The following is a 20,627-nucleotide window of genomic DNA, read 5'->3' on the forward strand; positions in this document are numbered from 1 at the left end:
TCACCGTCGCCCGCGGAGAACGAAAGGTCTCCGAGTCGGAGACGACGGACTCTCCCCGGGAGATGGCGGTAGGGCAATCATTCCACAGGGTCGCCTCGGCGAGGCTACGGCGCAGCCGGGCGAGTCGGGTCTCGCTCCCTGCACCTCGCCCGGCGGGCGGGGCCGTCCGGCCCGCACTCCGCCCATCGGGCTTGGCCCGTGGCACGACACCTCCAGTGGCCCTTTCCCCGATCCTCGTTGACCGGGGCACACCACCGTTACTGATATCACCCGAAAACCGGCCAAACGTCAATGTGACATTCGGCCGTCGTCCATGGAGTTGGAGCGGTCCCGCCGGAGCCCATCGAGAAATCCGGGAACCTCGCTCAGTTCCCGGAGCTCGATCTGGCACTCCTCGCACGTCATGAGGTGACGTTGGAACGCCTCATGGTCCTCTTCGTCGAGCACCCCGAGGGCGTACGCCGCCACGTCATGATGCGGGGAGGGGAACATCAGCTCGCGACACCTCTCTCCTTCAGGACCTTTCGGAGAGCCCGGATCCCGTAGTAGAGCCGGGACTTGACCGTACCCGGCGGTATCCCGAGGATCTCCGCCGCCTCGTTAATCGTACGATCCCGTAGGTAAGTCTGCTCGATGACTTCGCGGTGTTCTGGGGACAGTTCTCGCAACGCCTCGGCGACGATCATCGCCTCCAGCGCGCGATCGGCTCCGTCGGGAACCGGCACGGCGTTCGCGTCGGCGGGTTCGACCTCCTGTGGTCTGGTCCCTCGCCTGCGACGACCGTCGATGACGATACGGCGGGCGACAGTGAGGAGCCAGGCCCACAGCAGACCCGGCTCTCGTTGCAACCTCCCTGCGTTGCGCCAGGCTCGGACGAGCGTCTCCTGGACGACGTCCTCCGCCCATTGCAGGTCGTTGCCGGTGGCTTTGCGCACATGACGGAGCAAGGGGACACCGAACTCCCGATACAGGTCCTCTACCAGGACGACATCGGTGTCCGTGCTCTCGAACCGACTGTCGAGTTGACGACGCACGGGCACATCTTTACACCTTCGTTATCAGTCACGTCTGCAACTCCTACAACTCCAGTCATTTCTGACTATCCGCTCACTTCCTGTGAACCACCCCGGGCGGCACCGCGTACCTCCCACCAAGTGCGCCCGCACCGGCGGGCCTCGGGGAAAGGAAACGACATGGCAGTGCGGCACATCCCGTGGCCGGTCGGAACCGCCCTCCTCCCGGCGCACCCGGTCCCCCTCGGGCCGGGCGGCACGTTCGCCGTCGCACCGGACGCCGAGAGGCCCCTGTCGAAGGCCGGTATCTGAGAGCGGAACCGGGCCATGTCCAGATCACTGTTCCGCCGCTTCAAGAACGGCGAACCCCTGCTGTTCGTGGTCTTCATCGCGGTCGCCGCGGTGGCGGTCGTCCTGATCACCCCACCCGGCGGCACCGTGTCCCTGGCCACCGAGGGCTGGACCCAGACCCCGCAGGGGCCCCTGGGGCCGGCCGACCGCGATCTGCTGGTCAAGGTCCGTCTGGCCGGGCTCTGGGAGATCCCCAGCGGCCAGCAGGCCCAGCAGCGGGCCGCGAGCAAGCGGGTGAAGGAGGTCGGCATGCACCTGATGACCGACCACCTCAAGCTCGACGAGGAGGTCCGCGCCCTCGCCGCCAAGCTGAACGTGCCGCTGCCCAGCCGGCCCAACACCGACCAGCAGTCCTGGATGGCGCAACTGGCGGCGGTGAACGCCGGCGCCGAGTACGACCTGCTGTTCACCCGGCTGCTGCGGCAGGCCCACGGCAAGGTCTTCACGGTGGTCGCCGCGGTGCGCGCGGGCACCCGCAACGACCTGGTCCGGCCATTCGCCCAGCGGGCGGTGGAGGTGGTCATGAAGCACATGACCCTGCTGGAGAGCACGGGGCTGGTCGACTACTCGACCCTGCCGGAGCCTCCCGCCCCCTCGCCGCCGCCCGTCACAGCCGCTCTCGACACACCTGTGAGGAGAGAACACGCATGAAACACATGAAACGCCCGCTCGTCTCTCTGTCGGCGCTGGCGCTCGCCACCGGCACGCTCACCACCGTCACGTTCACGGTGGCGCGCCCGGCCCCCGCCTACGCCGACCACTGCGACCCCGCCGAACAGGGCCAGAACCAGCGGCAGAACCAGGAGCCCCCGACGGACGCCCCTGCCGAGAGTCCTCCGGCACAGGACCAGCCCGCCCAGGACCAGCCCGCGCAAGACCAGCCGGCGCAGAACCCGCCCGCCCAGGACCAGGCCGCCCAGGACCAGGCCGCCGACGCGCCCCCCGCGGCCGGAAGCCTCGTCCAGGCGGCTCCCACACAGCCGCCGACCGCCCCCGAGGAGTCCGCCGACCAGCAGGCCGCCCAGAACAGCACCGACTCCTTCCGCCGCAGGCAGCCCACGCAGGCCCCCAGTCAGGCGCCCACTCAGGCGCCCACCGATGCCCCGCCGGCCGACACGCCCACGGACGCTCCCCCCGGCCAGACGCCCGCTCCCCCGCAGGACGAGCAGGAGTGCGCCGACCTCGGGCCGTTCTCCGAGGACTTCATAGACATCCGGCAGGTCCAGCGGAACTTCCAGGACGTCAGGACACGGCGCGGCGGCTCGGGCGGCACCTTCACCTCCCGGTGCGGCAGGAACGAGAACGGCCACCGCAACCCGGACAACTTCATCGTGGCCCCGGGGGTGAGCAACGGCGCCCACCACATCCACGACTACGTCGGGAACCTGTCGACCGACGCCTTCAGCACCGACCAGTCCCTGGCCGCGGCGGGCACCACGTGCGCGCTCGGCGACCGCTCGACCTACTTCTGGCCGGTCCTGCGCGACCGCACGTCCGACGCCAACGCCCAGGACCCGGACGGCAACGTCGGCACCATCCTGCGGGCCCGCCAGGTGAGCCTGCAGTTCCGCGGCAACCCGGTGGCCAGGGTGACCGCCATGCCGCGCTTCATCAGGATGATCACCGGTGACGCCAAGGCCGCCACGAACGGCGGTGCGAACGCCCTGGCCAAGTGGACCTGCACCGGGTTCACCAACCGGATCACCACCAAGTACCCGCTCTGCCCCCGGGGCAGCCTGCTCGTGCGGATCCTGGACTTCCCCAGTTGCTGGGACGGCCAGAACACCGACAGCGCCAACCACCGCACGCACGTGCTGTTCCCCGACGCGGGCGGCGCCTGCCCGTCCGGTACCAGGCCGATCCCGCAGCTGCGGATGACCCTGGTCTACTCCACCCCGCGCACGGCCTCCTTCGCGCTGGACGCCTTCCCCGAGCAGCGTCACAACCCCGTCACCGACCACGCCGACTTCGCGAACGTGATGCCCGACCGGCTCATGAGGTTCGCCGTCGACTGCATCAACCGAGGGCGTCGCTGCTGACGTCGCCGCTGAGGGCGTCCCCCGGAGCCGCCGCTCCCCGTCTCCGCGCCTCTTCCACCCCCCGCGGAGGCCGGGGAGCGGCATCTCGCAGTACCCGAGTCCATCCCCCTCGCACGCAGACGTCGTCGAGCCGCTTCGCAGACAGGAGCAACAGGTGGGTAACAGACGGACTCCGCGACACACCCGCTCGGAGGCCGGGACGAGTCTCGACCGAAGACCCGCCAGGATCGGTCTCGGTGCCACGATCACGGTCTCCGTGGTCGGCCTGCTCATGCTCGGGCGGACCGCGCCCGGCATGGAGATGGCCGCGACCGTCCGCGGGGTCTTCTCGTTCTTCGGGGGCGTGATCGCCCTCGTGTCGTTCACCGCGACCGTGGCACTCGGCCTGCTGTCGGCCGACCGGATCGTGCTGCCCGTCCTGGGCCGGATCCGCTCCCAGTTCGCGCACCGGGCCACCGCCATGATCGGTATGGGCTTCCTGGGCATCCACGTCACCATGAAGATCATCGAAAGCAGGACCTCTCCCGCCTCCGCCGTGGTCCCGCTGGCCACCGGCGGCCAGGGGCTGTACGTCGGTTTCGGCGCCATCGCCTCCGACCTGATGATCCTCGTCTTCCTCACCGGGGTCGCCCGGGCCAGGTTCGCGGAGAACAGCAGGCCGTGGCTCTGGCGGCTGCTGCACGGCTCCGCCTACCTGGCGTGGCCGCTGGCGGTCCTGCACGGGCTGACCGCGGGCCGCCGTCCCGCCGAGTGGGTGACCTGGAGCTACGTGATCTGCCTGGTCGCGGTGGGCGCCGCCCTGCTGATCAGGGTGATCTCCGAGCTGCAGCCCGAGCAGGTCCCGGTGCGCGAGGAGGCGACCGTGGAGGTGCCCGCCGCCGCGGAGCTGACCCCGCCCACGAGCATCGTCGGCCGCATCCCGCGCCAGGTGCGCGAGAACCCACCGGAGCTTCGCCGCATCGGAGGCGTCGGATGATCCCCTACCGCGTTCCCCCGGTCCGGCAGCTGGGGCCGGCCCGGCTGACCGCCGGGCTGGAGGACTGCCGCAGGATGGACCTCGCGGCCCACCGCGACATGCACGGCACGGCGCCCGGCATGTCCGGCGAGGAGCTGGCGGCGCTGGCCGACGAGGTGGACATGCGCGGGCGGGGCGGGGCCGCCTTCCCCTTCGCCCGCAAGGTCCGCGCGGTGATGGACAAGAAGCCGGAGAAGATCGTCCTGGTCAACGCGGCCGAGGGCGAGCCGGCCAGCAGCAAGGACACGATGCTGCTCACCAGGACCCCCCACCTGGTCATCGAGGGCGCGCTGCTCGCGGCGGGCGCGATCGGCGCCAAGCAGGTCGTGATCGCGACGGTCGAGGGCGGCATGGGCCAGACCTCCGTCACCACCGCGGTCGAGGAGCGGGGCATCGGCGACCAGGTCCGGGTGGCCGGCATCGTCGAACGGTTCATCTCCGGTGAGGGCGGCGCCCTGGTCAGGTCGGTGAACGGGCAGATCGGAGAGCCGCCGGGCCGCAAGGTCAGGGCCGTCGAGAGCGGGGTGAACGGGCTGCCCACCCTGCTGTCCAACGCCGAGACCTACGCCCAGCTCGCGGTCCTCGCGACCCTGGGCGCCGAGCGATACGCCGACGTCGGCACGGCGCGCGAGCCCGGCACCGTGCTGCTCACCGTGGGAGGTTCGGCCAAGGCCCCGGCCGTCGTCGAGGTCGCGACCGGCACGCCGCTCTACGCCGTGCTGGACGCCTGCCAGGCCTCCACCGGCGACGGCGTGCTGGTCGGCGGCTACCACGGCGGATGGCTCCACCCGGACGCCGCGGCCGTGGCGACCGTCTCCCGGCAGGGCATCTCCGAGGCGGGCGGCCGGCTCGGCGCCGGGATCATCGTGCCGCTCGGCGGGGAGACCTGCCCGCTGGGCGAGACGGTCAGGGTGGCGCGATACCTGGCCGACCAGTCGTCGGGGCAGTGCGGCCCGTGCCGTCTCGGCCTCCCGGACGTCGCGCGGTCGATGGCCGAGTTCATGGGCGGCTCCGCCGCCGCCCTGGACGAACTGCGCGCCAGGGCGGCGAGCGTCAAGGGCAGGGGCGCGTGCTTCCACCCCGACGGTACGGCCGGGTTCGTGCTGTCGGCGCTGGACGCCTTCCCCGACGACATCGAGGAACACCTCCTGCACGGCACCTGCGGGCGCCCGGTGCACGGCGTGCTCCCCCTTCCCCCGCAGGAGAACGAGCCCGAGGTGAGGTTGACCGTGGACTGGACCCGCTGCCAGGGCCACGGCCTGTGCGCCCGGCTCGCCCCCGACCTCGTCCGGCTCGACGAGCACGGCTACCCGGTGTTCGGCCGCGACACCGTACCCGCCCAGTTCCGGCGGATGGCCCGCAGGGCCGTCGAGATGTGCCCCGCCCTCGCACTGCGCGTGGTGCGGGGGACCTGACCCCGTCGAGACCCGTCGCGCGAAGGGTGATGTGAATGTGACCAACCAGGTGATGGGTGCGGTCGTCCTATCGGGTAGTCGACACGGAACCTCGGGGAGAACGCATGCGGACCGCTCCTGACAGGCGGGCATTCCTTCGTACCGGCGGCCTGGCCGCTCTGGCACTGGGCGCTCAGGGCGCACCCGCCCTGGGCGCCACCGCCGGCATGACCGGCCGGGATACCACGGGCGCCGTGAGCGGCCCGCGGCCCGCCGACTGGCGGGCCCTGGCCGACGGGCTGGCCGGCAAGGTCATCCGGCCTGGCGACGCCTCGTACGACAGCGCACGACGGCTGTTCAACCCCACCTTCGACGCGGTGCGGCCCGCGGGCGTGGCCTACTGCGCCAACCCCTCCGACGTCGCCGAGTGCGTCGGCTTCGCACGCCGGCTGAACGTGCCGCTGGCCGTGCGGTCCGGCGGGCACTCCTACGCGGGCTGGTCCACCGGGACCGGCCTGGTCCTGGACGTGTCCCGGATGAGCAAGGTGAGCCACGCCGCCGGGCGGGCGAGGGTCGGGGCGGGCGCCAAGCTGATCGACGTCTACGACAGGCTCGCCGCGAGCGGGGTCAGCATCCCCGCCGGGACCTGCGCCACGGTCGGGGTGAGCGGGCTGGCCCTGGGCGGCGGTATCGGCGTGGTCTCCAGGAAGTACGGCCTGACCTGCGACGTGATGGAGTCCGTCCAGCTCGTCACGGCCGATGGACAGTTGCTGACCTGCGACGCGAACCGCAACGCCGACCTGTACTGGGCCTCACGGGGTGGCGGCGGGGGCAACCTCGGCGTGGCGGTCTCCTTCGAGTTCCGGACCCACCCGGCCCGCGAGGTCACGGTGTTCTTCCTGCACTGGCCGTGGTCGAAGGCGGTCAGGGCGCTGCGCGCCTGGCAGGCGTGGGGCCCCTCGGCCCCGGACGCCCTGTGGTCGGGCATGCACCTCAGCCGCGACGGCGGGACGGACGTGCAGGTCGTCGGGCTCTACCTCGGCGGCAGGGCCGACTGCGAGCGGCTGCTCGACCGGCTGGCCGACGCGGCCGGGTCGCCCTCGTCGAGCTACGTCCGGCAGACCTCCTACCGCCAGGCCATGCTGACCATGGCGGGTTGCGGCTCGCTCTCGGTCGCCCAGTGCCACCTGGGCGGGTCCCTGCCGGGGCAGACCAGGGGCGGACGGCTGTCCAGGGACACCTTCACCGCCAAGTCGCACATGGCCTACCGCCCGCTCTCCGAGGCCGGGGCCGGGGCCCTGGTCGCCCAGGTCGCCCGCCCCGGCAACCACACCGTGCTACTGGACGCCCTCGGCGGCGCCGTCGCCCGGGTCCGCCCCGACGCCACCGCCTTCCCGCACCGGACCGCCCTCTACAGCGTGCAGTACTACGCCCACCGCGCCGGAGCGGCCACCTGGGCCAGGACCGCGCACGCGGCGATGCGACCCCACTTCGGCGACCACGCCTACGTCAACTACACGGACCCCGAGCTCGGCGGCTGGCGCACGGCCTACTACGGGGCGAACGCCACCAGGCTCGCCCAGATCAAGGCCGCCCGCGACCCGGGCCGCCTGTTCCGGCTCCCCCAGGGAATCTGACCCCGGGACCGCCCGGACCACCGGCTGATCGGCGGGTCCCGCCCCGAGACATCGTCCTCCCGGGCCGGATACGGTGTGGCGACCGGCTCGGGAGGCACAGTGGCGGCAGCGGCGCGCATCGCGTGGTCATGGTGTGCCCTGACCCTGGTGCTGACCGTGCTCGCCGTCGTCCTGACCATCCTCAACGGGACGAATCCGCTCGTCCTGTCCCACCTGCTGTTCGTGGCGGCCTGCGCGCTGGCGGGCGGCCTCATCGGTTCGCGCCGCCCCGAGCACGGGGTGGGCCGGCTGTTGACGGTGAGCGCGTTCTGCTTCGCGCTCATGGAGTTCTCCGGGCAGTACGCGATCCTCGGCCTCGTCACCCGCCCCGGGCTGCCACTGGCCGAAGCCCTGGCCTGGCCGCAGACCTGGCTCTGGGTGCCGGCGAACCTGTCGGCCTGTCTTATCCCGCTGTTCTTCCCCGACGGGCGACTGTCCTCATCGGGAGCGCGCCGCCTGGTGATCGGCGCCACCGCCGTGGGAGCGATGGCCGTGGTGGCCGGCGCGCTCCGGCCCGGCGAGAGCAGTCAGGTCACCGCGGGCAGCGGCGTGGTCAACCCGCTTGGAGTGGCCGGCCTCGCGGACACGGCGCCGGTGATGGAGACGGCGACGACCGCCCTGTTCGCCGTGGTTTTCGCCGTGGGCGCGCTGGACCTGAGCGCGCGTGCTCTCCGGAGCGGCGGCCGGAAGCGCCGCCAGATCGCCTGGCTGGTCTATGTGATCGGCATCGAGGTGGTGCTCGTCTCGGCCAGGTTGGCGGCCGGGCTGACCGACGACCTCCCCGGCTCCATCTGGCCCGCGACCAACACCCTGTGGGAGCTGGCCGGCGGGGCGGGCATGACCCTCCTGCCGGTCGCCATCTGCGTCGCGATCCTGCGCCACCGGCTCTTCGACATCGACCTGGTGATCAACCGGACGCTGGTCTACGCGCTGCTGTCCGGGTGCGTGACCGGCGGGTACGTGGTCGTGGTCGGCTACCTCGGCGCGCTCTTCCCCGCCGGGGACCTGCCGATCTCGATCCTGGCCGCCGGGCTCGTGGCCCTCGCCTTCGCACCGCTGCGGGAACGGCTGCAGGGCTGGGTCAACCTGCTGACCTACGGGGAGCGTGACGACCCGTACGCGGTGCTCACCCGCCTGGGCCGCAGGCTGGAGAGCACCGCCGAGCCGGGCACCGTGCTGCCGGGGGTCGCCCGGTCGGTCACCGAGGCACTGCGCCTGCCGTACGCGGCGGTCGAGACGGCCGAGGGCGCACGGTACGCGTCCGGCACGCCCGGCGGGGAGCTCCTGCGGCTGCCGCTGACGTACAACGGCGAGCGGGCCGGCGACCTCATCCTGTCGCCCCGGCCGGGAGAGAGCGGATTCGGCCCCCGTGACCTGCGCGTCCTCGCCGACCTGGCCAGGCAGATCGCGGTGGCCGTGCACGCCGTACGGCTCTCCGCCGACCTGCGACGCTCGCGGGAGCGGCTGGTGATGGCCCGCGAGGAGGAGAGGCGCAGGCTGAGGCGCGACCTGCACGACGGGCTCGGACCCACGCTGGCCGGGCTGACCATGCGTGCCGAGGCCGTGTACGACCTGGTCGAGGACGAGCACGCGCGGCGGCTGCTGGCCGAGATCGTCTCCGACGCCGAGGCCGCGGTGGCCGACGTGCGGACCCTGGTGGACGGCCTGCGCCCACCCGCGCTGGACTCCCTGGGGCTGCTCGGCGCGCTCCGCGCCCACACGGTCCGGCAGCCGTCCGGCCTGCGCGTGGCCCTGCGCGCCCCGGACGACCTGCCGCCGCTGCCGGCCGCCACCGAGGTCGCCGCCTACCGGATCGCGTCCGAGGCGCTGGCCAACGTGCGCAGGCACGCCGGAGCGACCCGCGCCGAGCTGCGGATCGAGGTGTCGGACGGCACCCTGAGGCTGGAGGTCTCCGACGACGGCCGGGGGATACGCCAGGAGGTGCCCGTCCCCGGCGGTCCCGCGGGGCCGGGCCGGGTGGGGGTCGGGCTGGCGTCGATGCGGGAGCGTGCCGTGGAGTTGGGCGGATCATGCGTGTTCGAGGAGCCTCCGGGAGGCGGGACCCTGGTCAGGGTCGCGCTGCCGGCGGCCGAGGAAGGAGACAGCGGTGATCCGGGTCCTGCTGGTTGACGACCATCCGGGTTTTCGCGCGGGGCTGCGGACCCTGCTGGCGACGGCCGAGGGGATCGAGGTCGCCGACGAGGCGGCCAGCGGCGAGCAGGCGCTGGCCCTGGTCGGGCGGGCGCAGCCCGACGTGGTCCTGATGGACCTGGCGATGCCGGGGATGGGCGGGGTCGCGGCCACCGAGCGGCTCACCCACGACCACCCGCACATCCGGGTGGTCGTGCTCAGCATGTCGGACGACGACGACTCGGTGTTCGCGGCCATGCGGGCCGGCGCCAAGGGCTACGTTCTCAAGGGCGCCAGGAAGGCGGAGATCGTCCGGTCCGTGCAGGCGGTGGCCGAGGGCGAGGCCATCTTCGGCCCGGCCATCGCCACCCGGCTGGTGAGCTATTTCGGCGAGCAGGGGCGCGAGCAGGGGCGGGAGGAGGCGCTGCCCGAGCTGACCAGACGGGAGCGGGAGATCCTCGGCCTGGTCGCCGAGCATCTGACGAACCCGCAGATCGCCGCCAGGCTCGGGCTGAGCCAGAAGACCGTGCGCAATCACGTGTCGGCCGTCTTCACCAAGCTCCAGGTGGCGGACCGGGCACAGGCGATCATGCGCGCGCGGGAAGCGGGGCTGTGACCTCCCCACCGGCCTTCCCGCCCCACTCGGCGTCCGGCATCCGCAGCACGCGCAGCGCGATCCAGCCGTACGCGGCCAGGTGGAACAGGGCGCCCGTCGCCTGCACGGCCGGCGCCTGGTCGACGGCCAGGAAGGGGACCAGCGTTCCCGCGAACGCGGCGACCGGCACCCACCAGGGGGCGATCCTGACCACGGCCAGCGCGATGAGCAGGGTGAACAGCCCGACGTGGGCGAGGAAGGCGGGCAGCAGCATGCCGAACAGGAATCCCCACAGCTCACCGGCCCGCGCCGTGACCATCTCCGCCTGCGCGTCGGGCAGCGTCTGGGCCAGGGCCAGGTCGTAGAAGTCGGTGGTGAAGAGCGTCAGCGCGTGCCCGGAGCCGATCAGGCCGATCGCGGCCCCCACGTTGCTCGTCCTCGGGGCGCGGCTGCGCAGCAGGTGGGCCAGGGCGAAGGTCACCGGGATGAGGGCGAGCGCGGCCCACAGGTAGAGAAGCGCGCTGACCTGCACCGTCGTCGCGTTCTCACGGAAGATCGCGGGGGCGTGGCTTTTTCCCGGCGGCGAGGTGAGGAAGGCGAGGAACTCCAGCAGCGGCCAGACGAGCAGGGCGATTCCGGCGACGATCCGGCGGAACGAATCAGGATTTTTCATCACCTGGACAGCGAACCCGGATCCCGTCCCAGGCCGCCTGGGCCGATGCCCCCGGTTCCCGGGAGAAATGTCCCCGGAGCCCGGGACCACCCCGCCGCGTCCCCGGGACGCACTCGAAACGCAGCCCAGGAGCGCGCCTCGGGCGCGCCACGGCGGCCTCCGCGGTTCGGACGGCCCGGAAAGGGCCGGTCCCCGAAAAGCCGGTGCCCGAGGAGACCGTGCCCGGTGACGTGACGTGACGGGGCTTGGCACGGCGGTCAGCGCCGGGCGGTGTCGGCCTCCGGAACGAAGTGGGGAAGGACCTCGGGGTTGGCCATGGCGTCGAGGTTGGCGGCCTTCTCCGGGGGAACGCCGAGCAGGATCTTGCGGATCGGGACCTCCAGCTTCTTGCCACTGAGCGTGCGGGGAATGCCGGGAACCTCGATGATCTCGTTCGGCACATGGCGTGGGGAGAGCCTCTCCCTGAGCTCCCGGCGCAGGCGCATGATCAGGGCGTCCTGCAGCGTCTCCCCCTCGACCAGGGTGACGTACAGCAGCAGGCGGCCCTCCTGCCCGAGCTGGCCGGTGTCGATCACCAGACTGTCGGCGATCTCCTCGAAACCCTCCACCACGCGGTAGAACTCGCTGGTGCCCATCCGCACCCCGCCCCGGTTCAGTGTCGAGTCGGAGCGGCCGTAGATCACCGAACCCCCGTCAGGAAGGATCTTGATCCAGTCGCCGTGCCGCCAGACCCCGGGGTACTCGGAGAAGTAGCTGTCGCGGTAGCGCGACCCGTCCGGGTCGTTCCAGAACATCACCGGCATCGACGGCATCGGCAGGGTCACCACCAGCTCGCCGACCTCGCCGATCACCGGCCTGCCCGACGGATCGAAGGACTCCACCTTCGCCCCCAGGCAGCGACAGGGGATCACACCCGCCCGGACCGGGAGCAGCGGGACCGCGCCGACGAAGCCGGTGCACACGTCGGTGCCCCCGGAGAACGAACCGAGCTGCACGTCCGGCAGCGCGTCGTGCACCCAGCCGAACCCCTCGGGCGGCAGCGGCGAGCCGGTGGACCCGAGCCCCCGCAGCCGGTCGAGGCCCGACGGCTTGAGGCCGGCCTTCATGGACGCGATCACGTACGGAGCACCCGTACCGAAGTAGGTGACCCCCTCCTCGGCGGCCAGCCGCCAGAGCGCGTCAGTCTGAGGATAGGTCGCCGCCCCGTCGTAGAGCACCACGGTCGAGCCGACCAGCAGGCCGCCGACGAGGTAGTTCCACATCATCCAGCCGGTGGTGGTGTACCAGAAGAAGACGTCGTCCTCGCCCAGATCCTGGTGGAAGGAGATCGCCTTGAGGTGTTCGAGCACCACACCGCCGTGGCCGTGCACGATCGGCTTGGGCAGCCCGGTGGTGCCCGAGGAGTAGACGATCCAGAGCGGATGCCCGAACGGCACCGGCTCGAAGTCGAGCGGCCCCGCGACGGAGCGCAGCTCCGCCCAGCTCACCGTACGGACCCCGATCCCGGGCACCGGAGCGTCCGCCGCGGTCTCCCGCGCGGCCGCCGCGCCGGAGCCGTCGGGGGTGTCCGCGCCCCGCACGTCCTCGGCCGAGATCCGGACCCGCGCCACCAGCGTCGGCAGCCTGGCCGCGATGTCGTCGACGACCGCGCCTCGGTCGAAGTTCCTGCCGTTGTAGTCGTAGCCGTCGACCGCGATAAGCACCTTCGGCTCGATCTGGGTGAAACGGTCGATCACGCTGGACGCCCCGAAGTCGGGCGAGCAGGAGGACCAGACGGCTCCCAGGGAGGCGGTCGCCAGGAAGGCGATCAGCGCCTCGGGAACGTTCGACACGTAGGCCGCGACCCGGTCGCCCCGTCCGACCCCCAGTGCCACCAGGCCCGCGCGGACCCGCGCCACCTCCTCGGCCAGCTCGCCCCTGGTGAACGTCCGCCGCCCGCCCACCTCGTCGCGGGCGACCACCGCGAGCCGCCCGGGGTCGGAGACGGCCCCGCGCAGCGCGTTGGCCGCGTAGTTCACCGTCGACCCGGCGAACCATTCCGTGCCGGGCATCTCCCCCGATATGACCGGCCCGTCACCGCGCTCCCCCGCGACCCCGAAGTAGTCCCAGATCGACGTCCAGAACTCGGCCGGGGCGTCAACCGACCACTGCCACAGGGACTCGTAGTCACCGGCCCGGCCCAGCCACTCCGCATAACGGGTGACCTTCGCGTTCCTCACAACCTCCGGGGAGGGCTCCCAGAGCAGCGCACCTTCCTCAACCATGGCCCTATCCTCTCGGCGCCCCAGCCGAATGTCATCCCCGAGGTTCACATATCGCCCCGGCACACCGTGTGGGCCGACCACACACGCCCTCGCCGGCACCTCTGGGAAATCCGTCACCACCAGCGCCGATATCCATTCGGATATCGATCTCACCATGTCCCAAATATTGGACATAAGGGACAACTCTCTGGTCTTCTCTGTCCCCGACGAGGAAGGGCGACCACTGCCATGAGGCTGAGACATCTGATCACCGCGACCACGCTGGTGCTGGTGACCGCGAGCGCGGGCACTGTATGGGCACTGCGCACCGAGGGCTCGCCCGAGGAGACCGCGGAGATGTTCCTGACCGCGTGGGGCCGGCAGGACTACACGGCGATGCGTGCGCTGACCGTCAAGCCGCCGGACGACTTCGAGCGCTGGTACCGGCGTTTCCGCACCGACCTGAAGCTGACGGGGGCCACCTTCAGGGTGCTGGGAGACGCCCGGGACGGCGAGCCGGTCACCGTCGGGTTCCGCGCGGCGCTGGAGGGGCCCGTGGACTGGGCCTACGAGGGGTCGCTGAAGCTGGTCGAGCACGAGCGCACCTGGCGGGTGAAGTGGAGCCCGGCCGCCGTCCACCCCAGGCTCGGAACGGGCCTGCGGATCAAGACCGCGCTGGTCAAGGCCGAGCGGGCGCCGATCCTCGCCGCCGACGGCACCCGGATCGACACCCCTGCCACGCCAGGCTCGGTGCAGCAGCTCGTCGAGGGACTCACCCAGACGTACGCCTCCCGCCTCACCGGCACCGCGTCCGCGCGGGTCGATCTGGTGAAGGGCACTCAGAAGGTCGCCACGCTCGCCACCGCCACCGCCAAGGCGGGCCGGGAACTGCGCACCACCATCGACCTGGACGTCCACCGCGCCGCCGCCTCGGCCCTGGAGGCGGTGGACAAGCCGGCCTCACTGGTCGTGCTCCGGCCGTCGACCGGCGAGATCCTCGCCGTGGTCAACAAGCCGGGCGGATTCAACCGGGCGCTGCTGGGCCACTACCCGCCGGGTTCGACCTTCAAAGTGATCACCGCCTCGGCCCTGGTCGCCGACGGTATGACCGCGGACGAGCGGGTGAGCTGCCCGGCCGAGCAGAACATCGGCGGCTTCGCCTTCCACAACGCCGGATTCAAGGACTACGGCACGCTCCCGTTCAGCACGGCGTTCGCGCACTCGTGCAACACCACGTTCGGCGCGCTCACCGTGGACCGGCTCGGCGGGCAGCGGCTCGCCGCCCTCGCCGGGAGCTTCGGGTTCGGTGCCCCCGTCCAACCCGGCGTGCCCGCGGTACGGGCCGAGTTCCCCGCGCCCAAGGACGACACCGACCTCGCATCGGCCTCGATCGGCCAGGGCCGGGTGCTGGCGAGCCCGCTCAACATGGCCACGGTCGCCGCGGCGATCGCCGACGGCTCCTGGCGTCCGCCCCGCCTGGTGGCGGCCTCCCTGCTGCCCGAGGCCGAGCCCCGGAAGCTGGAACCCGAGATCCTGCGGGCACTGCGCACGCTGATGCCCGCGGTGGTGGTGGAGGGCACCGCGAGCGCGGTCTCCTTCCCCTCCGGCACGGCGGGCAAGACCGGGACCGCGGAGTTCGGTTCGGGCAAGGAACCGCCGTCGCACGCCTGGTTCATCGGCTACCGGGGAGACCTGGCCTTCTCCATCGTGGTGGAGGGCGGCGGCGCCGGCTCCACGGTGGCCGCCCCCATCGCGAGCCGCTTCCTGACCGGCCTCCCCCAGCGATGACCCACACCGGCGGACCGCTGATGGTTGATCACCATCTTGCCGAGGTGGCTGACCGGGAATGCGGGAATCGGCTGCCGACGGCCCATCGCGCTGTCGGGTTCATGCCGCCCGCCCGCTTGGCGGGAGTCAGCGGCCTGCGGGGAAGTGGCCGGCGTGGCGGGCCGGGGAGGTGAGGCCGGCGACGGCGGCCACCACCTCCGAGGGGTTGGCGAGGTCGGGCAGGACCGCGTCCGCCCCGGCCTCGCGCAGCTCGGCCGCCAGGGAGCGCCCGGAGGCGACGCCGATCATCGCGGCCCCGGCGATCCTGGCGGCCTGGACGTCCCTGGCCGAGTCGCCGATCAGCACGGTGTTGCTCCCGTCGAAGATCGCCCCGTACTTCTGCTTGGCCCGGCCCTGCGCGACCTGCAGGAGGGTGGCCTTGGGATAGACCTCCTCGCCATAGCCGCCGATCTCGAAGTCGACGTGTTCGTCGAGGCCGAACGCGGTCAGCTTGTGCACGGCGTTGCTCTTGATCGTGCCGGTGAGTACCGACTGGACCACGCCGTCGAGCTTTGCCACCGCCTTCAGCGCGTCGCGGGCCCCGGGCATCATCCGGCCGTCCTTGGCCAGGCGCCTGCGCCTGGTCCCGAAGGATTCGGCCAGCGCGTCGAGGAACCTGGGGAGGTGGTCGTCCCCGGCGACGATCCCGTTGATGGCGAGCATCTCGAAGACGATCTCAGAGTCCGGGCGCCCGTTGGGCTGGGTCAGCTTGACCAGGGGCCTGCCGGTGACAGCGCGGAAGGCCTCCGCGTATGCCTCGCGGGTGACGATGGACACGTCGACCAGGGTGAGGTCGATGTTCCAGAGAACGAGGCGGTTGATCGGAGCCTCCCGGAATGGGTGCGGATGCCCAGAGTACGACCCGAGGCGGATGGCGACCGCCTCCAATGCCGAAAACGTTAGTTTTGGGGGGGTTGCCCTGCGACGGTGACCCGTTCGCCACGCCGACCGGGGAAACCCCGCCGTTCCCTCGACCATTTTTCGGATGGCGGCCTGCGCAGGGCCTGGGGGCAGAGCCTGAGGGCAGGGCCTAGGCGTGGTCGAGGGCGTTCGCGAGGGTGTCGACGACCGGGACGCCGCAGGACATCAGGTCGGCGCGGCTGGTCATACCACCGGTGTAGAGGACCGCGTGCGCGCCGACGTGCTGGGCGGCGTGCGCGTCGTCCAGGCTGTCGCCGATCACGAGGACATCGGCCGGGTCGATGCCGAGCGCGGCCAGGTGGGCCACCATCGACTCGGCCTTGTGCCCGCCGGGGGCGTTGCGCAGGCCGTCGATCCGGCTGAAGTGGTGGTCGATGCCGAATTCCGAGATCTTGGGAACCAGCCGGTCATGCGCCCACATGGACAGCAGCGACTGCCTGCCTCCCGCGTTCCCCCAGCTTTCCAGGGTGGAGAGCGCGTCGTCGGCCAGCCCGCATTCCAGCATCAGCCGGTGGTAGTTGTCATGGAAGCCCAGGTCGAGCATCTCCCACTCGCCCTCGTGGAGGGCACGGCCGAGCATGCGCTCGTAGGCGGCCCAGATCGGGCGCGTGTAGACGGCACGGAAACGGTCCACGTCGTAGGAGCCCAGCCCGTACGGCTCGAACACCGCGTTCGTCGCACCGACGACGGCGTCGATGTCGTGGAAGAGCGTGCCGTTCCAATCCCAAACGATGTGTCTCATATCGCCTCCCAGGATAGCGAAAACCCGTGCTGGAGCGGCGCCACCACAGGATGGCCGGCCCGCTCTCCGGACTCCGGACGCGAGAGGGTCAGCCGACCAGGTCGGGAATCTCCTGGGTGGCGTACCAGAGGAGCTCGTTGGCCTCGACACCGTCCACGGTGAACCTGGCGTCGTCGTCGCCCCGGTCGGCCGCGGGCAGCGCCGCGACGGCGGCCTCGACGTCCTTCACCGCCGACAGGTCGTCCACATGGACGGCGGCGATCCGCGCCAGCGGGACCGCCGCGGCGAGTCGCACCCGGGCTCGCTCGTCCAGGTCCGCGCTCACGCTCACGTCACCCTCCGGTACGTCGACGGCGACGACCACCCGCCGCGCGACGACCTCCACCCCGTCCGCGCGGTCGGCGGCCAGCATTCGCAGGGAGTCTCTGGCCGCCTCGGTCAGTGCGACGTACTCCAGTTCCTCGGTGTCACCCGAGACGTACCACTCGATCAACGCGGGTGTCACCGCGTAGCCGGTCAGCGGGGCCGGGCCGAGCTCCCCCACGGTGGCCACGCGGGCCAGCGCCGGGAGCGTACACGGCAGGTAGACGCGCATCCATGCCTCGATCTATCTCTTAAGCATCGGCGCCGGTTCGGCGCCGGTTCACGCATCGAGTGTGCCAGTACCGGCGACCCGCGGTGGTACCGCCCGCGCGGAGTGACCGATCCGCTCCGGACCGGACGGGCCTCAGCGCAGCGAGACCCGCAACAGGGTCTCCAACTCGCCGATGGTCACCTCAGGGTCGCGGTGGTGCACGCCGACGATGCCGAGTCGCCGGGCGGCCTCGATGTTGGCCTCGATGTCGTCGACGAACACGCACTGCTCACCGGCCAGGCCGATCCTGCCGAGCGCGTGCTCGAAGATCCTCTGCTCCGGTTTGCGCATGCCGATCTCTCCCGAGATGACGACCTCGTCGAAGACGTCGTCCCAGCCCTCGCGGGGATACTCGTTCGCCCAGGAGTTGGAGAGCAGGCAGGTGCGCAGCCCGGCCGCACGGGCCACCCGGAGCATCTCGTACATCGGCTCGACCCGGTGGAAGCGGGAGAACATCCTGTCCAGCAGCCCCTCGGCGACCGGCGGCACGCCGTCCGTGGTGACCAGCCGGGCGGCCAGGTGGCGTTCGAAGTCCAGCCCGGAGATCTCCCCCCGCTCCAGAGCGTGGATCACGTTCTCGCTGTTCTCCAGGCCCTCGTACGCGTGGACGATCAGCTCGCGCATCACCTGCCGGTAGTGGTCCGCGTCGAGCCTCTCGGCGACGATCCACTCCGCGACCGCCTCGGAAAGACCGACGGTGAGCACGCCACCCCAGTCGATCAGCACGCCCTTGAGCATCTGTCCTCCTTAGTGGAACGGGTTCCAGGTTAAGTGTGGCCGGTGAACGATCGGAGAAGGGGTGGTGCCAAACTTGCCGCCATGGACTTCGCGCTCAGCGACAAGGCTCAGGAATACCTCGCCAATCTGACCGATTTCATGGCAACCCACGTATACCCGGCGGAGCCGGTCTACCATGCGTGGCGCCAGGCCAAGGGCTACGACAACCACGAACTACCGCCGGTGGTGGAGGAACTCAAGTCCGAGGCGCGCTCGCGCGGCCTCTGGAACCTGTTCCTGCCCGATGAGTCGAACATGTCGGTGCTTGACTACGCCACTCTGGCCGAGGTCACCGGCCGTTCCATCGACCTCGCGCCCGAGGCACTGAACTGCGCGGCCCCCGACACCGGGAACATGGAGGTCCTGCACATGTTCGGCTCGCCCGAGCAGCGGGACCGGTGGCTCAAGCCCCTGCTCTCCGGGGAGATCCGCTCGGCGTTCGCGATGACCGAGCCCGCCGTGGCCTCAAGCGACGCGACCAACATCGCCACCTCCATCCGGCTCGACGGCTCCGAGTACGTGATCAATGGCCGCAAGTGGTTCATCACCGGGGTCGCCGACCCGCGCTGCGAGATCCTGATCGTGATGGGCAAGACCGATCCGGACGCCCCCCCGCACCGCCAGCAGTCGATGATCCTGGTCCCGATGGACACGCCGGGCGTGGAGATCGTCCGTCACCTGCCGCTCTTCGGCTACCAGGAGCAGCACGGCCACTCCGAGATCCTCTTCACGGACGTCCGGGTGCCCGCCTCGAACCTGATCGCGGAGGAGGGTGACGGCTTCCGCATCGCCCAGGCCCGTCTCGGCCCCGGTCGCATCCACCACTGCATGCGTGCCATCGGCATGGCCGAGCGCGCCCTGGAGCTGATGTGCACCCGCGCCGCCAACCGGGTGGCCTTCGGCCAGACGCTTGCCCAGCAGGGCGTGGTACAGCAGCAGATCGCCGAGTCACGGCTGGCCATCGAGCAGGCCAGACTGCTCACCCTGAAGGCCGCCTGGATGATCGACACGGTCGGCGTGAAGGCGGCCGCCTCGGAGATCTCCGCGATCAAGGTCGTCGCTCCGAGGATGGCGTGCGAGGTCATCGACCGCGCCATCCAGGTCCACGGCGGCATGGGTCTCGCCGACGACGTCCCGCTCGCCACGATGTACGCCCAGGCCCGCGCGATGCGCATATTCGACGGCCCGGACGAGGTTCACATCCGCACCGTGGCCCGTCGCGAGCTCAAGCCGTACCTCTCCTAGACGCCCCGGAACAGGGCGCATACGGTCCACTGGATCGGAGATTCCTCCCCCAATATCCGATTCAAAGGCCGGTACGAGTTTCACGGCCCCAATTCGAGGAAGATTACGGACATGGCACTCAGGCCATATAACTGCACGTAGAAGGCGTGATCGGCCTCCTGCGGGCTCCATTTGCACCTTCCCTCGGTTCCCATGAGGAGGGATCATGGCAGTAGCTCAGGCGAGCCGGTCACGCGCCCATACGGCGCAAAAGCCGACCACACCCGCCGCGTCCACCACGCACACACCGTCAGGCCGGAAGCAGGACAACCCCTCACTGAAGTTGAACCTGCCAATGATGACCGTGCAGTTCCGGCCGCCGCATGTTCACATGCCACACGTCAGCCGGCAGGAAGCGGGCCAAGCCGTCGACGCCGCCAGGTCCTTCCTCCCGCCGCCTGAGCGCATCGTCTACTACGGAGGGCTCGGCGCCCTGGCCGTGGCGGGATTGATCGAGTGGCCGGTGGCGGCCGCCATCGGGGTCGGAACGATGATCGCTCAGCGTGCCCGCGGGAGGGGCCGGGCCCCGGTCTCCGCGCCCCGGACTCCGACGCCCACCTCACGAGCCGCGGGCACCACCAAACCCGCCGCCCGGACCTCGGCCTCCACCGCGCGGGCCGCCAAACCCGCGGCACGGGCCGCCAAACCCGCGGCACGGGCCGCCAAACCCGCGGCACGGGCCACCAAACCCGCGACACGGGCCACCAGGCCCGCGACACGAGCCGCGGGCACCACCACCAGGCCCACGTCACGCGCCGCGGCCACCACCTCGCGGACCACGAAACCCACCTCACGCGCCGCAGGCACGACCTCACGCGCCGCAGGCACGACATCGCGGACCGCCAAGACCACATCACGCGCCACCAGGCCCGCGACACGCGCCGCAGGCACCACCTCGCGGGCGACGACATCCCGGACCACGAAACCCACCTCGCGGACCGCCAAGACCACATCACGCGCCACCAGATCCACATCACGCGCCGCAGGCACCACCTCGCGGACCGCCAGGCCCGCGGCGCGCGCCGCAGGCACCACCTCACGGGCGACGACATCCCGGACCACGAAACCCACCTCGCGGACCGCCAAGACCACATCACGCGCCACCAGATCCACATCACGCGCCGCAGGCACCACCTCGCGGACCGCCAGGACCGCGGCGCGCGCCACCGGATCCGCGTCGCGGACCTCGGCGCCCGTTTCCCGTGCCGCGAGCTCCACCTCCAGGTCCACCAGGTCGGCCGCCCGCCAGAAGACCTCGCCCCGCAGGAGCAGCTCCAAGTGATCACAGTGATGGGGCCGATCGGGCCACGTGT

At 71.3% G+C, this 20,627-nt stretch carries 19 protein-coding genes; 10 read left to right on the top strand and 9 right to left on the bottom strand.

The window, feature by feature from the left end:
• Positions 1 to 288 precede the first annotated feature (288 nt).
• Positions 289 to 492 carry a zf-HC2 domain-containing protein gene (locus ACFQVD_RS23690; RefSeq protein WP_343979053.1) on the bottom strand — a complete coding sequence of 68 codons (204 nt, stop codon included), beginning with the start codon at positions 490 to 492 and terminating at the stop codon, positions 289 to 291.
• Positions 492 to 1,040 carry a sigma-70 family RNA polymerase sigma factor gene (locus tag ACFQVD_RS23695; RefSeq protein ID WP_425580522.1) on the bottom strand — a complete coding sequence of 183 codons (549 nt, stop codon included), beginning with the start codon at positions 1,038 to 1,040 and terminating at the stop codon, positions 492 to 494. The genes ACFQVD_RS23690 and ACFQVD_RS23695 overlap by 1 nt, the downstream gene beginning before the upstream one ends.
• Positions 1,041 to 1,193: 153 nt before the next feature.
• Here ACFQVD_RS23695 and ACFQVD_RS23700 point away from each other — a divergent pair, with 153 nt between their 5' ends.
• The 8 genes from ACFQVD_RS23700 (at position 1,194) to ACFQVD_RS23735 (ending at position 10,234) form a co-directional block, all read left to right on the top strand.
• Positions 1,194 to 1,325, top strand: a complete 132-nt coding sequence (locus ACFQVD_RS23700) for a hypothetical protein (protein WP_343979050.1) — start codon at positions 1,194 to 1,196, stop codon at positions 1,323 to 1,325.
• A gap of 15 nt (positions 1,326 to 1,340) precedes the next feature.
• Complete coding sequence (locus tag ACFQVD_RS23705) at positions 1,341 to 2,015, top strand: DUF4142 domain-containing protein (protein ID WP_343979047.1); 675 nt, start codon at positions 1,341 to 1,343, stop codon at positions 2,013 to 2,015.
• Positions 2,012 to 3,403, top strand: coding sequence for a DUF1996 domain-containing protein (locus ACFQVD_RS23710; protein ID WP_343979044.1), 1,392 nt, complete (start codon positions 2,012 to 2,014; stop codon positions 3,401 to 3,403). Before ACFQVD_RS23705 ends, ACFQVD_RS23710 begins: the two co-directional genes overlap by 4 nt.
• 154 nt (positions 3,404 to 3,557) lie before the next feature.
• Complete coding sequence (locus ACFQVD_RS23715; protein ID WP_343979041.1) at positions 3,558 to 4,379, top strand: hypothetical protein; 822 nt, start codon at positions 3,558 to 3,560, stop codon at positions 4,377 to 4,379.
• The gene (locus tag ACFQVD_RS23720) at positions 4,376 to 5,833 is read left to right on the top strand and encodes an NADH-ubiquinone oxidoreductase-F iron-sulfur binding region domain-containing protein (RefSeq protein WP_343979038.1); all 1,458 of its coding nucleotides are present in this window, start codon (positions 4,376 to 4,378) and stop codon (positions 5,831 to 5,833) included. The genes ACFQVD_RS23715 and ACFQVD_RS23720 overlap by 4 nt, the downstream gene beginning before the upstream one ends.
• Positions 5,834 to 5,937: 104 nt before the next feature.
• A complete protein-coding gene (locus ACFQVD_RS23725) occupies positions 5,938 to 7,449 on the top strand; it encodes an FAD-binding oxidoreductase (protein ID WP_343979035.1) in 1,512 nt (503 codons plus the stop codon).
• Positions 7,450 to 7,548: 99 nt separating this feature from the next.
• The gene (locus tag ACFQVD_RS23730) at positions 7,549 to 9,618 is read left to right on the top strand and encodes a sensor histidine kinase (protein WP_343979032.1); all 2,070 of its coding nucleotides are present in this window, start codon (positions 7,549 to 7,551) and stop codon (positions 9,616 to 9,618) included.
• Positions 9,596 to 10,234 carry a response regulator transcription factor gene (locus ACFQVD_RS23735; protein WP_343979029.1) on the top strand — a complete coding sequence of 213 codons (639 nt, stop codon included), beginning with the start codon at positions 9,596 to 9,598 and terminating at the stop codon, positions 10,232 to 10,234. The genes ACFQVD_RS23730 and ACFQVD_RS23735 overlap by 23 nt, the downstream gene beginning before the upstream one ends.
• Here the strand turns inward: ACFQVD_RS23735 and ACFQVD_RS23740 are convergent.
• A complete protein-coding gene (locus ACFQVD_RS23740; protein ID WP_343979026.1) occupies positions 10,206 to 10,886 on the bottom strand; it encodes a hypothetical protein in 681 nt (226 codons plus the stop codon). The genes ACFQVD_RS23735 and ACFQVD_RS23740 overlap by 29 nt on opposite strands.
• Positions 10,887 to 11,143: 257 nt before the next feature.
• Positions 11,144 to 13,150: an acetoacetate--CoA ligase gene (locus ACFQVD_RS23745; protein WP_343979023.1), complete on the bottom strand. Its 2,007-nt coding sequence runs from the start codon at positions 13,148 to 13,150 to the stop codon at positions 11,144 to 11,146.
• A gap of 228 nt (positions 13,151 to 13,378) precedes the next feature.
• Between ACFQVD_RS23745 and ACFQVD_RS23750 the strand changes: the two genes are divergently transcribed.
• Positions 13,379 to 14,917: a penicillin-binding transpeptidase domain-containing protein gene (locus ACFQVD_RS23750; protein ID WP_343979020.1), complete on the top strand. Its 1,539-nt coding sequence runs from the start codon at positions 13,379 to 13,381 to the stop codon at positions 14,915 to 14,917.
• 126 nt (positions 14,918 to 15,043) lie between these two features.
• On the opposite strand, the gene ACFQVD_RS23755 is transcribed toward ACFQVD_RS23750, so the two are convergent.
• The 4 genes from ACFQVD_RS23755 to ACFQVD_RS23770 form a co-directional block, all read right to left on the bottom strand.
• The gene (locus ACFQVD_RS23755) at positions 15,044 to 15,778 is read right to left on the bottom strand and encodes an HAD family hydrolase (protein ID WP_343979109.1); all 735 of its coding nucleotides are present in this window, start codon (positions 15,776 to 15,778) and stop codon (positions 15,044 to 15,046) included.
• A 208-nt stretch (positions 15,779 to 15,986) separates the two neighbouring features.
• Positions 15,987 to 16,619, bottom strand: a complete 633-nt coding sequence (locus ACFQVD_RS23760; protein WP_343979017.1) for an HAD family hydrolase — start codon at positions 16,617 to 16,619, stop codon at positions 15,987 to 15,989.
• 88 nt (positions 16,620 to 16,707) lie between these two features.
• A complete protein-coding gene (locus ACFQVD_RS23765) occupies positions 16,708 to 17,214 on the bottom strand; it encodes a DUF6912 family protein (RefSeq protein WP_343979014.1) in 507 nt (168 codons plus the stop codon).
• A 132-nt stretch (positions 17,215 to 17,346) separates the two neighbouring features.
• Positions 17,347 to 17,991 (bottom strand): HAD family hydrolase, encoded by a 645-nt coding sequence (locus ACFQVD_RS23770; protein ID WP_343979011.1) that lies wholly within the window; start codon positions 17,989 to 17,991, stop codon positions 17,347 to 17,349.
• An 81-nt stretch (positions 17,992 to 18,072) separates the two neighbouring features.
• Here ACFQVD_RS23770 and ACFQVD_RS23775 point away from each other — a divergent pair, with 81 nt between their 5' ends.
• Positions 18,073 to 19,275 carry an acyl-CoA dehydrogenase family protein gene (locus ACFQVD_RS23775; RefSeq protein WP_343979008.1) on the top strand — a complete coding sequence of 401 codons (1,203 nt, stop codon included), beginning with the start codon at positions 18,073 to 18,075 and terminating at the stop codon, positions 19,273 to 19,275.
• 537 nt (positions 19,276 to 19,812) lie between these two features.
• On the opposite strand, the gene ACFQVD_RS23780 is transcribed toward ACFQVD_RS23775, so the two are convergent.
• Positions 19,813 to 20,592 carry a hypothetical protein gene (locus tag ACFQVD_RS23780; RefSeq protein ID WP_343979005.1) on the bottom strand — a complete coding sequence of 260 codons (780 nt, stop codon included), beginning with the start codon at positions 20,590 to 20,592 and terminating at the stop codon, positions 19,813 to 19,815.
• Positions 20,593 to 20,627: the final 35 nt, after the last annotated feature.

This window comes from Streptosporangium amethystogenes subsp. fukuiense, from assembly GCF_042665875.1.
In the GTDB taxonomy this organism is placed as follows: Bacteria; Actinomycetota; Actinomycetes; order Streptosporangiales; family Streptosporangiaceae; genus Streptosporangium; species Streptosporangium fukuiense.

Coding starts and splice junctions, on each gene's coding strand:
- ACFQVD_RS23705 (WP_343979047.1), top strand. CDS start 1,341: ATGTCCAGATCACTGTTCCGCCGCTTCAAGAACGGCGAACCCCTGCTG.
- ACFQVD_RS23750 (WP_343979020.1), top strand. CDS start 13,379: ATGAGGCTGAGACATCTGATCACCGCGACCACGCTGGTGCTGGTGACC.
- ACFQVD_RS23775 (WP_343979008.1), top strand. CDS start 18,073: ATGGACTTCGCGCTCAGCGACAAGGCTCAGGAATACCTCGCCAATCTG.
- ACFQVD_RS23690 (WP_343979053.1), bottom strand. CDS start 492: ATGTTCCCCTCCCCGCATCATGACGTGGCGGCGTACGCCCTCGGGGTG.
- ACFQVD_RS23765 (WP_343979014.1), bottom strand. CDS start 17,214: ATGCGCGTCTACCTGCCGTGTACGCTCCCGGCGCTGGCCCGCGTGGCC.
- ACFQVD_RS23700 (WP_343979050.1), top strand. CDS start 1,194: ATGGCAGTGCGGCACATCCCGTGGCCGGTCGGAACCGCCCTCCTCCCG.
- ACFQVD_RS23725 (WP_343979035.1), top strand. CDS start 5,938: ATGCGGACCGCTCCTGACAGGCGGGCATTCCTTCGTACCGGCGGCCTG.
- ACFQVD_RS23770 (WP_343979011.1), bottom strand. CDS start 17,991: ATGCTCAAGGGCGTGCTGATCGACTGGGGTGGCGTGCTCACCGTCGGT.
- ACFQVD_RS23745 (WP_343979023.1), bottom strand. CDS start 13,150: ATGGTTGAGGAAGGTGCGCTGCTCTGGGAGCCCTCCCCGGAGGTTGTG.
- ACFQVD_RS23720 (WP_343979038.1), top strand. CDS start 4,376: ATGATCCCCTACCGCGTTCCCCCGGTCCGGCAGCTGGGGCCGGCCCGG.
- ACFQVD_RS23760 (WP_343979017.1), bottom strand. CDS start 16,619: ATGAGACACATCGTTTGGGATTGGAACGGCACGCTCTTCCACGACATC.
- ACFQVD_RS23740 (WP_343979026.1), bottom strand. CDS start 10,886: ATGAAAAATCCTGATTCGTTCCGCCGGATCGTCGCCGGAATCGCCCTG.
- ACFQVD_RS23710 (WP_343979044.1), top strand. CDS start 2,012: ATGAAACACATGAAACGCCCGCTCGTCTCTCTGTCGGCGCTGGCGCTC.